This is a genomic window from Beijerinckia sp. 28-YEA-48, assembly GCF_900104955.1.
Taxonomy (GTDB): domain Bacteria; phylum Pseudomonadota; class Alphaproteobacteria; order Rhizobiales; family Beijerinckiaceae; genus Terripilifer.
In genome coordinates, this window is sequence record NZ_FNSI01000001.1 from 4,092,047 (window position 1) to 4,104,824 (window position 12,778).

Genomic DNA, 12,778 nt, shown 5'->3' on the forward strand with positions numbered 1-12,778 from the left:
GATGCATATAGAACTAATCTCTTATATTACATATAAATAGCTTCATTCGTGTTGCTTGACAGCATTTTCACACGCCTGATAGCCTCGCGTTAGATTGTATACATATAGCCATTTCTACACCTGCTTTTGCGAGGAATCCGATGGCCGAACACCATGTGATTGCCGGTCCTTCGACTTGCCAATGGGGCTTTCTCGATCCTCTCGCGAAACCGGTCACGACCATAAAAAGCGGCGACCGCGTCACCATCGACACCATGTCCGGCAACAAGGCGCATCTGCCGCCGGCCGATCGTTTTTTCATCCCACCACAGCTCAGCGCCATCCACGCGGAAGTGACGCAGGGGCCGGGTCCCCACATCCTCACCGGCCCGGTCTATGTCGAGGGCGCCAAACCGGGCTCCGTTCTCGAAGTGAAGATAGAAGAGGTAAAGCTACTGCAGGACTGGGGGATCAACATGATCCGCCCGCTCGCCGGCACGCTGCCCTATGATTTCGAAGAGACGCGCGCCACCGTCATCCCACTCGATCACAAGAAGATGGTCGGCGTGATGCCGTGGGGGCTGGAACTGGCGCTCAAGCCGTTCTTTGGCATCATGTCGGTGGCGCCGCCACTCAACTGGGGCAAGGTCACCTCCATTATCCCGCGCGCCTTCGGCGGCAATCTCGACAACAAGGAACTCGTCGCCAGCGCGACGCTCTATCTGCCGATCTTCGTTGAAGGCGCACTCTTCACCTGTGGCGATGGCCATGGCGCCCAGGGTGATGGCGAGGTCAATGTCACCGCCATCGAAACATCGTTGCAAGGCACATTCACCCTGACCGTGTGGGACGATCTGAAGTTCACCTATCCACGCGCCGAAACGCCGACCCATTACATCACCATGGGCATGGATCCCGATCTCGACCAGTGCGCCGTCATCGCCCTGCGTGACATGATCGTTCTGCTCAGCGAGAAGGCCAATCTCTCACGCGAGGACGCCTATATGCTTTGCAGCCTGGCCTGTGATCTCCGGGTGACGCAGACGGTCAATGGCTCGAAGGGCATTCATGCGATGATCGCCAAGACGATCGTGCATCCGACGCTCGCGCAAGCGGCCTGATCCACGAAGAGATTCTATGATCGGAGATCCCATGACCAAAGCTCGGATTGCTCATCTCGCCGGCCCGACCGCGACCATTCAGAACACGCCGCCTTTGGTCACCTCCAACAAGGCCCGCGCCAAATATGGCCTACCTTTGCTGCCCAACCCCGACGGGAGCACCATGAAATATGACGCGCTGCGAGCACAACGCCTCGCCGCGCCCGTGAAAATTTATGTCGAACAGTATTCCGCCCATCCGCTGGAAATTGATGTCGCCGAACTTTATGGACCGCCCGACGGCTATATGGGGCCGGACGGCGTATTCAAGACGACCAAGTCGAGCGATAGCGACAAGCCCGTCTATGAGATCGAGCTGAAGCCCGAGGACGGCCTCTATCCCCTCCCCTATATGGCCCGGCAGGTTGATGGCAGCCCCTGGGAAGAGGAGTGCGTGTCGCCTGGCGCCCAGCAAGGTCGACAAGGCTTCTTTCCCGATGGCTCGCGCAGCTTTGAAGAGATCGATCGTCTCTCTATCGGCACCGAGGGCGTTGCCAGCCAATTGTCTTCCATCGCCGAGATCGATTTTTACCGCGGCGCGCCGCCGGGCGGCTTCACCAAGGGCAAGCCGGCGCATCTGCGGGCCGATAGGGGGGAAGGCGACATTGCGCCGGAACGGCGCGGGCATAATTTCTTCGGCTACAAGCCCTATCATCTGGCAACGGCGCCACCGCGCCCGATGCTGGCGAAGGTCACCAATGACATGCAGGCCTTGGTGGACAGCGCCGATTACGACGGCGTGATCTGGACGCAAGGCAGTCCGCAGGTGGAAGAGTCAGCCTATTGGTTCAATCTGCTGATCGACACCACCAAACCGATTTGCGGCAATGCCGCGCAACGTCCGCAGGGCCAGATCAGCAATGACGGGCCGAAGAATATCGTCGACAGCGCCAGCTATATCCAATCGAGGATCTGGGCCGACGATCAGGGTCGCGATCGTTGCGGTGTGGTCGTCATCCAGGAGCAGCAGATTTTCGCGGCGCGCGAAGTCGCCAAGGTTGACGCGCGTCCCGGTGGCTATGTGGCGACCGGCGGCCATGGTGGCATCATCGGCCAGGTCAGCCATACGGGCCGGCTGGCGCTGACCTATCTGCCGGTGTTCAAACATACCTACATGTCGGACGTGCGCCTCAGCCAACTGCCCCATAGCGTGAGCGCGGTGAAGCGCGGCGCCCATGGACTGGAAAGTGTTATGGTCGCGGTGAAGGACACGGCCGGCCAATTGCTGGCGAGCGCCATTCCCCTGGTGTCCATCATCAAGGACGGCAGCTATTCGACCTTGGAATTTGGCGACGACCCGGCGCTTGAGGCCGATCTCATCGCTTCCATCGAACATAAGCTATCGCTTGGCATGCTTACGGGTCTCGTCATCGAAGGTCTCGTGCCTTACGGCTCCCTGCCCTCGACCGCGCGCCACAAGCTCATGTTGAAAGCAGCCTTCAGCGGCATTCCGGTCGCCAAGGTCGGGCGCAACGCGCCGGAGGGTTTCGCCGATCCACACGATTTCCAGATCGCCGCCACCAATCTCACGGCGACCAAGGCGCGCCTGCTGCTGATGGCCTGCCTGCTCAAATTCGGCAGCCTGCCGGCGGCGCAAGACCCCGACAAGCCGACGTCAGCCGAACTCGATGCGATCTGCAAGGCGGTGGCGCGCTATCAGGACGTGTTCACAACTCACTGAGCCGCGGGCAACGCCGCACGACGCTGCTTGCGTACCGTGTTTATGCCACGCGCGGACGCTCGACTTCAAAAGCCGTCTCAAGGGTTTTCTGAGCGCCCGTCAGCTTGGCGCCGTCCTCGTCGGCGAGCGCGGCGGTGGTCAACCGCCGCAGCCAACCGGCGCTGTCGGGCTTGCCGATGAGCTGCGGCACGCTCTGCAACACACGCTCGAACCTAGAATTGCCCCGCGCCATCGTGTCGGAATAGCCTTTGACGAGGCGGCGGCATTTCAGAACTTCGACGGCGAGATCGTAATCCTTCGGCGCTGTGTCGGTGGCCAGCGCCAACCAGCTGTTGAGATGTGCCAGTTCCTTTTGGTGGCGCAGCAGGCGGCGCCGGAACGGGCGCAGGCCGGCGACCATATAAAGCGACAGGAACCAGAAGATGGTGCGCGTCTGTACGCGCCGACCCCGGTTCACCAGTTTGTCAAGCCGATTAAAGACGCTGGGATGGTTCTCGATCCAGCGACCAAGGCCCGCCGGCATGGTGCCAGCGACTTCATCCATGCGGGGATGCATGAACTCGGTCATATAAAGCAGCTGATCCTGCTTCTTGCCGACCTCCGCATCGACGCGCGCGAAACGCGTCGACCGGGTCTTGAGATCGGCAACACGCACGACATCGTCATAAGCCATGGCGATGGCGACATATTTCGCCGCTTCGCGCGTCAAGGCAAAATCGCGCTTTTCGCCGGCGAGGCTGACGTCGAGAAGATGAATGGCACCTAAGCGGTCAAGATATTCCTGACCGTATTTCGGATCCTGATAATCGACCAGGCGCACGATGCCAGTGTAGAGCAGCGGCGCCAGCGCGGCTGGAAAATTCTGCCGAATCTGTTGCAGCAGCTTGTCGAGCCGCGGGTCCTTCAGCGACTGCGGTGGCTGCTGAAACTCCTTGAGATTCTTTTTCTCGACAGGCTCGACGACCGGATTGGTGGCGCGGTCGAAACCCGCACCGAAGGCCCTTAGGCTCGGCTCGATACCCTTGCCACCGGCGCGGATCGCCGCCTCGAACGCATCCCGACCAAAGGGCAGAACCTTCGCGCCGGCCAAGGCGCCGAACATGACGGCGGAAATGACGCTGCCATTCTTCTCGGCCATCGTCTGCATGTCGAAAACGATGGAGTGTTTGGCAGCGGCTGGCGTCGCCTCGCCCACCACGCCGGAATCGGCGATGCCGTCGCCCGCCTGTTCCTTCTCGCTGACAGCGAGCGAACGATGGGTGGAGGCGATCAGGGTCGTCCGATCGGGCGTCACCAGCCCGCGCAACATCGAGCGGCCCGCTTCCATATATTCGGCGGCGAGCACCACATCGACATCGCCCGGCGTCGGCATGAGCGACAGCACCGGCATGCGGTCGCCCAAGGGCGGCAGCATCTCGACATAATAAATGGTGGCGCCAGTGCGCTGCGCCACGCCTGGAACGGAGGTTGACTGGGCCGCCCAGTTCTGGCTCTCGGCCAGGGCAACGATCCAGTCGCTGAGAACGCCACCGCCCTGTCCGCCCATGGCGAGAATGGCGAGGGCGATCGGCTTGTCAGGGTGTGTCCGCTCCAAAGTCCCGTCTTTCGTCATGGGTCAATCAAGTAATCTTGGTCGATCAAATAAAAGCGGGCCGGCGCGCTTCGCGTCGCCGCTGCAGGAAACCGATGACCGCATCGCGCACCCGCGCCAGTCTGCGATCCCACCACGTCGGATTGTGAATGACATCGGCGCGATAGAAGGAGGGGCACAGCACGGCGGCCTCGGCAACTTCGCCGCAATTGCCGCAGCCGACGCAGGTCTGATCGATCGACGCCACTGGATCGTCCTTCAGCGGATCGCTGGTATGTTTCACCGACAGGGACGGACAGCCCGACAGACGCATGCAGGCATGATCGCCCGTGCAGACATCCTCATCGACGCCGAAACGCTGCTTCACCATGCGCTCGCCATTGCGGACAGCCTTGTCGAACAGCGGCTTCACCCGGCGCTGCTTGTTCAGCATGCATTCGGACGAGGCGACGATGATCTTTGGCCCCGGCTCTGAACTGGTCAGTGCTTCCTTGAACGTGTCGCGCAGCTTGGCGACGTCATAGGTGCGGTCGATCTGCCGAACCCATTTGGCGCCAATGCCCTTGACCGCCGTGACGATCGAATTGTTGGTCGAGCGCCGCTCATTGTCGGCGCGCGATGACAGAATGTCCTGGCCGCCCGTCGCCGAGGAATAGAAATTGTCGACGACGACAATGACCTGATCCTGCTTGTTGAACACGGCGTTGCCGACGCTGGACGACAGGCCGTTGTGCCAGAAGCCGCCGTCGCCCAGGAAGGAGATGGCTTTCTTGTCCGATGCGACATTGAAGGCTGACGCCGAAGCCGGCCCGAGCCCGTAGCCCATGGTCGTGCCGCCGAGATTGAAGGGCGGCAAGATCGAAAACAGATGGCAGCCGATGTCGGACGAAATCTGATGCTGGCCCAACTCCTGTTCGACCAGTTTCATCGCCGCGAAGATCGGCCGTTCCGGACAACCGGTGCAGAAGCCAGCGGGCCGCTGCGGCACGACTTCGGTGAGAGCTTTCACCTTGGGGTCGCTCAACACGGCCGCCGCGCTCGGCGCCGGCGAGCGATTGCCGAGCAGCGCCGGGGCATGGGCCTCGAGAAAGGCCTCGACGCCCTTGGTCAGGACATCGGCCGTGTAATCGCCGCCGAGCGGCAGCATGCCCTTGCCCTCGAGCCGCGTGTTGACATCGCGACGGTGCAGGATCGTGTTGACGGCCTGTTCGAGATATTCCGGATGGCCTTCTTCCACCATCAAGACAGCGCGCTTGCTGGCGCAGAACTTCACCACCTCGTCGTCGATCAGCGGATAGGTGACGTTCATGACGTAAAGCGGAATTTTCGACTCGCCATAGACGTCGGCCAGCCCAAGATATTGCAAGGCGCGGATCAGCGAATTGTACATCCCGCCTTGCAGGATGATGCCGACATCACCGTCACCGGGACCGAACCATTCGTTCAGGCCGCGCTCCTTGATGAATTTGACCGCTGCGGGCCAACGCTCGTTCAGTTTCTGCTTGTCCTGCGCATAGGAGGCCGGCGGCAAGACGATGCGATTGAGATCGCGCTGCGGATTCTGCAGCGCTTCCCGCATCGTATAGCTCGGCGCGCGGTTCGCCTTGGTGATGAACTGGCCGTGCACGTGACAGGCGCGGATACGCACTTCCAGCATGACAGGCGTGTTGGAGGCTTCCGACAGTTCAAAGCCATCCTCGACCGCCTTGACCATGGACGGCAGATTGGGACGCGGATCGAGCATCCACATCTGCGACTTCATCGCAAAGGCATGGCTGCGTTCCTGCGGGATCGACGAGCCCTCGCCGAAATCCTCACCGATGATGATGAGGGCGCCGCCGTTGACGCCACTAGACGCCAGATTGGTCAGCGCATCGGACGCCACATTGGTGCCGGCGGTGGATTTCCACGTCACCGCACCACGCAGCGGATACATCACCGATGCCGACAGCATGGCGGCGGCGGCGGCTTCCGAAGCCGACGATTCAAAATGCACGCCGAGTTCGTCGAGCACGTCCTTGGCATCGGCCAGGACATCCATCAGATGCGAGATCGGCGAGCCCTGATAACCGCCGACATAGGCGACACCCGACTGCAACAAGGCCTTGGTGATGGCGAGAATGCCTTCACCGCGAAACACCTCACCCTCGCCAAGACGGAGGTCTTCGACTTCCCGGGCGAATGAACGTTCTGCCATGTTCCGCTTCCCCGGCCACCAACGCGGGTGGCACTGCGCTTCGTACTGATCGCGATCCTGACGCGCCGACGAGATGCAAACTATTTTATGTCTAAAATAGTTTGCGTCAAGGCGTTTTCATCCCGCCGCCGCGTCGCTGCTTCATGCTTATTGAAGCGTCATTTCAAACGCTTCGATTGCTCAAGGCGTAGGCGACGACAACAGTTTCCAGGCACCATTGTCGATTTTCACCAGCGTCACCGACCGCTCGTCCACGCCATAGGTGCTGGCAGGTACGAAGTTGTAGACGCCGTAGGCGCCAGCGAGTTCCTTCGTCGAATAAAGCGCCGCCCGAATCGCGGCCCGGAATTCCGGTGTCCCAGACTTCGCGCCCGTCGCTTTGGCCCGCTTGATCGCATCGGTCAGAATAAGCCAGCCATCGAAGGCATAAGGCGAGAAGCCATCGATCGCCGGCGCGCTATTGGCCTTCTGATAGGCCTCGCGATAGGCGAGCGCGACCTTCTTGGTCGGATTGGAATCGGGCAATTGTTCAGCGACGATGACCGGCCCGGTCGGACAGATGATGCCATTGGCGGCCTTGCCGGCGACGCGCAGGAAATCCGCGCTGATCATGCCGTTATTGCCATAGACCAGCCCTTTGTAACCACGCTCGGTCAGCCCGATCGCCGGCAGCGCGGCCGGTGTCGCGGTACCGCCAATGACCACGGCATCTGGGCGCTGTGAAACGATCTTCAAGACCTGGCCGGTGACGGAGGTTTCAGTGCGCGCATAACGCTCGTTGGCGACAATGTTGATGCCGGCCTCTTTGGCGCTCTCGACCAGCGAACTGTACATTAGATCACCCAACGCATCGTTGAAGCCGATGAAAGCCACCGTCTTCACCTTATTCGCCTTCATATGACCGACAATGCCTTGAAACAGCAGCAACTGCGGCTGCAGGGATTGCACCACCCACGGCCCGCCTTCGCCCGTCGGTGGCGGCGTGATGGGGGAGACCGCAACCATCGGCACTTTCAGTTCAACCGCGATCGTCGCCATGGCCACCGTTTGCGGCGCGCCGGACGTCCCGATCAGCGCATCGACTTTCTCCTGCTCGACGAGCTTGCGGGTGTTGCGCGCGGCCATCGACGGATCGGAAGCATCATCGAGCTCAATGACACGAACGGCCTCGCCGTCGATCTCGCCGCGATAGGTCTGACCAGCCGCAATGCCTTTTCCAATAGGAATGCCGATCGAAGAGACGGCGCCGCTGAGGCCGGTGACGAAGCCGACCACGATTTCGGCGGAGGCGGCTGCGGGCCATAGCAGCGAAATCGAGAGTGCGGATACCAGAATGCGTTTCATGACAGCACCTCCATTCGGAATCTCAATCTTGCGACTTGCTCAATCGCGTGGCTAGCGCCTGTTTTGCTATTCGGCCACGCCCTCTGTGAGTTCCGGCACATTGCACCCTTGCCGGTAGGTTTCAAAAGCCCGGCGCAGATCATCCGGGATCGGTATCACCGCATGATCGCGCAACGAGGTCGTCACGGTCACGAAATTGGCCCGCACGCATTCGAGACCCGCCTTGAAGGCATGCACGGACAGGGCCACGGACGACCGGCCGATGTTCTTGACGATGATTGCGGCCTCAAGCACTTCACCCATGGAACTGGGCTGGGAGAAATCGGCCGACACATGCGCATAGCCCAGGCCCATACGCCGCTGCCCAATTAGTAGATGATAGGGAAATCCTAGGGACTGGCTGTACCAGTCCTCGATTACACCATTGAAAATATTGAAATATTCTGGCGTGTAAACGATGCCGGCGGGATCGCAATCGCCGAACCGGATCAGAAAGCTTGTGCGCCAGACGCTGGCGGGCAGTGACGAGAGCGGCAAGGGGACGAAGCGCGGCATCAGGCCCTTCAATTTAGTTTGTGCATGAAGTTATTTTCAAACTACCTTAGCCGCTCGTACGAGTCCATCGTGATGATCGGCCGGCTACAGCGCCGAGGATGGAGGAGACTATATGCCGAAAAATGCAGCTTAATGCCGCTTTGATGTGTGGAGCACTGCCTCAGAAACGTCCATACTCGACATCAACGTCGCTCATCGCTAATGATTGAGATATAAAAGAGTTGGCGGATGCTGGATCTGATGATCGACAGATCGCCAAAACAATCAGAAAGCCTCCCAAGACATCCCGTGGACGGTGGCGAGGTCGTATCGAACCGGAAGGAATTCCAGGAGACTATTTTGGGCATTGACGTGGAAAGCGATGATCTGTCCCTGGCTTCCAAGCCGGAAGAGGCAAACGAGTTTCGGGCCGAGATCCGGCTCTGGCTGCGTCTGCTCGCCTGCACCACGTTGGTCAGCGGCAAGCTGCGGCGGAATTTTCGCGAACAGTTCGATTTCACCCTGCCCCGTTTTGAGCTTCTGGCGCAGCTGGATTTCGAACCCGGCGGTCTCGTTTTGGGCGAGCTTTCCAAGCGTCTCATGGTTTCGGCCGGCAATATCACGCCCATCCTCACGCGCCTGATCGAGGAAGGTTATATCACCCGTTCGCCGTCGAGTTTGGACCGACGCGTGCAGATCGTCTGCCTCACCGTTGAGGGACGCAAGAAATTCCGGCGCATGGCGAAGAAACACGGCCAATGGCTGAACGACATGTTCCAGGACGTGGACGGCAATGATATCGAGTCGATGGTTCAGCAGCTGTCAAAGCTGAAGCGGGTTTTGAAGGACAGCGAACCCGACGGCACGGGAAAGTAGCGCCTCGGCTCGCCCCGATTCATCTGCTATCGACGCAATTTATAGCCCGTGCTTTCGCGATCCCACATGTCGGCGGTGAGACCGGCCTCGCGCAGGCTGACTTTCTTGATCTTGCCATTCTCGGTCAGCGGCATCTCGTCAACGAAGCGGACGAAACGCGGCACCGCGAAATAGGCCATCCGCCCCTCGCAATATTTGATGAGATCAAGGGGAAGCAGGTCCACGCCGGCCTTGCGCTGCACGGCGACCGCCACCTCGTCCTCACCCAGTTCGGAGGGCACCGGATAGACCGCGCAGGCGGCGACAGCGGGATGGACGTGGATCACGTCTTCGACCTCCCATGACGACACGTTCTCGCCACGGCGGCGGATCGCATCCTTCATCCGGTCGATGAAATAATAATGGCCGCTGACATGGCGGACGACGCGGTCGCCGCTGTGAAACCACAGATTGCGCCACGCCTCGACGGTTTTCTCAGACATGCCGAAATAGCCTGTCGCAAAGGCAAAAGGCTCGCGCGCCCGCAAAATCAGCTCGCCGGCCTCGCCATCGGCGACCGGCGCATCATCAGCGTCGACGATGCGCGCTTCCATGCCTTCGACGAGATAACCCATGGAGCCCGGACGATCCGAGGGAATGGGACTGGCGAACACGAAATTGGTTTCCGTCGATCCATAGCCATCAACCAGCGGCACGCCAAAGCGCTGCCGGAACAGATCATGGAAGCGGGCGGGAACACCGCCGCCTAACGCGACGCGCACGGAATGATTGGCGTCGTCAGCGTTCTCTGGTTGCGCCAGCAGGATGGCCGCCATGGCGCCGAGAAGATAGGTGACGGTGGCGTGGTGCTTGCGCACCGCCGGCCAGAAGCCAGATGCTGAGAATTTCGGCTCCAACACATAGGTGCAACCGTTGAGCAGCGCCTGATAGAAGGCGTTCAACGCATTGGTGTGAAAAATCGGCAGAGTCGTCAGCAAGACATCGCCTTCGCGGATGCCAAGGGCGCGGGCGGAATAGATGCCCCACCAGAATAGCTGCGCCTGCGGGCAGCAGACGCCTTTCGCCGGGCCGGTCGTGCCGGATGTGTAGAGGACCGCGACGGTATCGCCCGGGCGCGGCAGCGGCAGCTCAACCTTCTGCTGTGTACCCGCGCCGCGTTCAAGGCCAGTTGCATCGATGGTCCAGAGCAATTCCGGCAGCAGGCCCGCCTCGCTCACCGCCTCGAGATTGGGCCGATAGATCTCTTCGACCACGAGAAGTTTGGGGCCGGAATTGCGAAAGATATGCTGCAGCTGCGGACCGCGCAGCGCCGGATTGATCGGCACGGCCACGGCGCCGAGCCAGGCACAGCCGAGATAAATTTCCAGAAATTCCGCGCGGTTGGAGGCCAGGATCGCGACGCGATCGCCAGGGGCGATGCCCACTGCTGCCAGGCTTTGCGCCGATGCGGCGGCGACCTCGGCTGTCTGCGCATAAGTCCACTGCACATTCCCAGCAACGAGCAGGATCCGGTCGCCATAACGGGCGGCCTGCCTGGTCAGAATTGTCGTCAGGACCCGTTCGGACGGAGCGAATTGCGCCACGATGTCTTGGAAACGATCGCCTGATGTCCCAACGTCGGAAGAAGCACGCGCAACCGGATCCAATGCCGATCTCCTGGAAATCGCTCTCGTAGAAACTATGACATGGAGGGCTATGGATTACGAGATATTTTATGCCTAAAGTGATTTCGAAGCCTCGCCGCAATCGGCCACTCTGGTGATCCATGTCGCATCTCGATGTCCTGACACAGTACCGTTCTCCCTACGAAGCTTTCACCGCGGCGGCGGCACGACGGCCGGAGGCGCCGTTTCTGATCGCTCCGGCGAGCGCGGAACTGTCCTATGCGCGCGACGGATTTCGCATCAGCTACGGCGACATGCTGAAGCGGGTCGAGAGCTTGAAAGCAGAACTCGCAGCCGCCGGCTATGGCTGCGGCGCGCGTGTGGCTTTGCTGCTCGACAATCACCCGGAATTCTTCGAGCACTGGCTGGCGCTGAACGCACTCGGTGTTTCGATCGCACCGATCAATCCGGATCTGCGCACCGACGAGCTGTCCTATCAATTGCATAAATCACGGGCCGATCTTCTGATCGCTTCGGAAGAACGCATGGCAATGGCCCGGCAAGCGGACCTCGGGCGCGCCCGTCTCATCGGGCCGGGCGCTGCTATTCCCGCCAGCCAGAGCACCGTGACCGGGCAGAACGATGCCTCCGGCAACGAATGCGCCTTGCTGTTCACATCGGGCAGCACGGCGCAGCCGAAGGGCTGCGTGCTGTCGAACCGCTATTTCCTGGGTGTCGCCGACTGGTACGTCAACCAGGGCGGCACGGCGGCCGTGAAAAGCGAGGACGAAATCAATCTGACGCCACTGCCGATGTTCCATATGAACGCGCTTGGCGCCAGCGCGGTCGGCATGATGGTGATCGGTGGCGCCATCGTGCCGCTCGACCGTTTCAGCGCGACGCGCTGGTGGGCAAGCGTCGCCGACAGCAAAGCAACCATCGTCCACTGCCTCGGCGTCATTCCCGCCATTCTGCTGCAACTGCCGGTGAGCGAGAGTGAACGGCAACACCAGGTGCGCTTCGCCTTCGCACCGGCGGTCGACGTGCGCCACCGAGCGACCTTCGAAGAACGCTATGGCATTCCCATCGTCGATGCCTGGGCGATGACGGAGACCGGCGGCGCTGCCGCGACGACCACCGCACAAGAGCCCGGCGGCTTCGCCTCGCGCTGCATCGGGCGTCCTGCTGCGACCATGGACTATCGTTTGGTCAATGAAGAAGGTGAGGCCGCAAAAGCCGGCGAGCCCGGCGAACTTCTGGTGCGCGCCAAAGGCGATGACCCGCGCGCCGGTTTCTTCACAGCCTATCTCGATGATCCAACAAGCACGGCGGAAGCCTGGGATGGCGGCTGGTTCCACACCGGCGACTATGTCTCCGCCGGGCCGGACGGTCTGTTGTACTTCTTCGATCGCAAAAAAAGTATTGTCCGGCGCAGCGGCGAGAATATCGCGGTGCTGGAGGTCGAATCCGCGCTGCATAAATTGCCGATGGTGGAAGCAACCGCCGTAACGCCGGTTCCCGACGATCTGCGTGGCGAGGAGGTTTTCGCTTTCGTCGTGCGTTCCGAGAGCGCCGCGAAGCCTGATGCGGCGCTGGCCGAGAGCATCGTCCAAGGCGCGGCGGAAACGCTCGCCTATCACAAGGTCCCCGCCTATATCGCCTTCGTCGACAGCCTGCCGCTGTCATCGACGAAGAAGATCGCCCGTGGCGAGGTCAAGACATTGGCGACCACTGCGGTGCGCGAGCAGACGGCCTTCGACTTCCGGGCGCTGAAAGCACAGTTGCGCAAGGCGCCGGCGGGCAAGAACTAGG

At 60.9% G+C, this 12,778-nt stretch carries 9 protein-coding genes; 4 read left to right on the top strand and 5 right to left on the bottom strand.

Going from position 1 to position 12,778, the window contains the following annotated elements; all coding sequences use genetic code 11:
- The first annotated feature begins 140 nt into the window (after nt 1-140).
- The gene (locus BLW50_RS19135) at nt 141-1,100 is read left to right on the top strand and encodes an acetamidase/formamidase family protein (protein ID WP_090705465.1); all 960 of its coding nucleotides are present in this window, start codon (nt 141-143) and stop codon (nt 1,098-1,100) included.
- Nucleotides 1,101-1,131: 31 nt separating this feature from the next.
- Entirely contained in the window at nt 1,132-2,820 is a 1,689-nt protein-coding gene (locus BLW50_RS19140; RefSeq protein WP_090709367.1) for an asparaginase domain-containing protein, read from the top strand.
- A gap of 40 nt (nt 2,821-2,860) precedes the next feature.
- Here BLW50_RS19140 and BLW50_RS19145 read toward each other — a convergent pair whose 3' ends face one another.
- The 4 genes from BLW50_RS19145 to BLW50_RS19160 all read right to left on the bottom strand — a co-directional run bounded on the left by BLW50_RS19145 (nt 2,861) and on the right by BLW50_RS19160 (nt 8,507).
- On the bottom strand, nt 2,861-4,432 hold the full coding sequence (locus tag BLW50_RS19145; RefSeq protein WP_090705468.1) for an indolepyruvate oxidoreductase subunit beta family protein: 1,572 nt from the start codon (nt 4,430-4,432) through the stop codon (nt 2,861-2,863).
- Nucleotides 4,433-4,457: 25 nt separating this feature from the next.
- Entirely contained in the window at nt 4,458-6,608 is a 2,151-nt protein-coding gene (locus tag BLW50_RS19150; protein WP_090705470.1) for an indolepyruvate ferredoxin oxidoreductase subunit alpha, read from the bottom strand.
- Nucleotides 6,609-6,788: 180 nt separating this feature from the next.
- Nucleotides 6,789-7,952 (bottom strand): ABC transporter substrate-binding protein, encoded by a 1,164-nt coding sequence (locus tag BLW50_RS19155; RefSeq protein ID WP_090705473.1) that lies wholly within the window; start codon nt 7,950-7,952, stop codon nt 6,789-6,791.
- A gap of 66 nt (nt 7,953-8,018) precedes the next feature.
- Nucleotides 8,019-8,507: an acyl-CoA thioesterase gene (locus BLW50_RS19160; protein ID WP_210186100.1), complete on the bottom strand. Its 489-nt coding sequence runs from the start codon at nt 8,505-8,507 to the stop codon at nt 8,019-8,021.
- A 228-nt stretch (nt 8,508-8,735) separates the two neighbouring features.
- Here BLW50_RS19160 and BLW50_RS19165 point away from each other — a divergent pair, with 228 nt between their 5' ends.
- Nucleotides 8,736-9,362 carry a MarR family winged helix-turn-helix transcriptional regulator gene (locus tag BLW50_RS19165; protein ID WP_244544317.1) on the top strand — a complete coding sequence of 209 codons (627 nt, stop codon included), beginning with the start codon at nt 8,736-8,738 and terminating at the stop codon, nt 9,360-9,362.
- A gap of 26 nt (nt 9,363-9,388) precedes the next feature.
- Here the strand turns inward: BLW50_RS19165 and BLW50_RS19170 are convergent, their stop codons facing one another.
- Nucleotides 9,389-11,008 carry an ATP-dependent acyl-CoA ligase gene (locus BLW50_RS19170; protein WP_090705475.1) on the bottom strand — a complete coding sequence of 540 codons (1,620 nt, stop codon included), beginning with the start codon at nt 11,006-11,008 and terminating at the stop codon, nt 9,389-9,391.
- A gap of 119 nt (nt 11,009-11,127) precedes the next feature.
- Here BLW50_RS19170 and BLW50_RS19175 point away from each other — a divergent pair, with 119 nt between their 5' ends.
- The gene (locus tag BLW50_RS19175) at nt 11,128-12,777 is read left to right on the top strand and encodes an AMP-binding protein (RefSeq protein ID WP_090705478.1); all 1,650 of its coding nucleotides are present in this window, start codon (nt 11,128-11,130) and stop codon (nt 12,775-12,777) included.
- Nucleotide 12,778 lies beyond the last annotated feature (1 nt).

Bases quoted from the DNA above. Each gene is read 5' to 3' on its own strand.
- BLW50_RS19135 (WP_090705465.1), top strand. From the start codon at position 141: ATGGCCGAACACCATGTGATTGCCGGTCCTTCGACTTGCCAATGGGGC.
- BLW50_RS19140 (WP_090709367.1), top strand. From the start codon at position 1,132: ATGACCAAAGCTCGGATTGCTCATCTCGCCGGCCCGACCGCGACCATT.
- BLW50_RS19145 (WP_090705468.1), bottom strand. From the start codon at position 4,432: ATGACGAAAGACGGGACTTTGGAGCGGACACACCCTGACAAGCCGATC.
- BLW50_RS19150 (WP_090705470.1), bottom strand. From the start codon at position 6,608: ATGGCAGAACGTTCATTCGCCCGGGAAGTCGAAGACCTCCGTCTTGGC.
- BLW50_RS19155 (WP_090705473.1), bottom strand. From the start codon at position 7,952: ATGAAACGCATTCTGGTATCCGCACTCTCGATTTCGCTGCTATGGCCC.
- BLW50_RS19160 (WP_210186100.1), bottom strand. From the start codon at position 8,507: ATGCCGCGCTTCGTCCCCTTGCCGCTCTCGTCACTGCCCGCCAGCGTC.
- BLW50_RS19165 (WP_244544317.1), top strand. From the start codon at position 8,736: ATGCTGGATCTGATGATCGACAGATCGCCAAAACAATCAGAAAGCCTC.
- BLW50_RS19175 (WP_090705478.1), top strand. From the start codon at position 11,128: ATGTCGCATCTCGATGTCCTGACACAGTACCGTTCTCCCTACGAAGCT.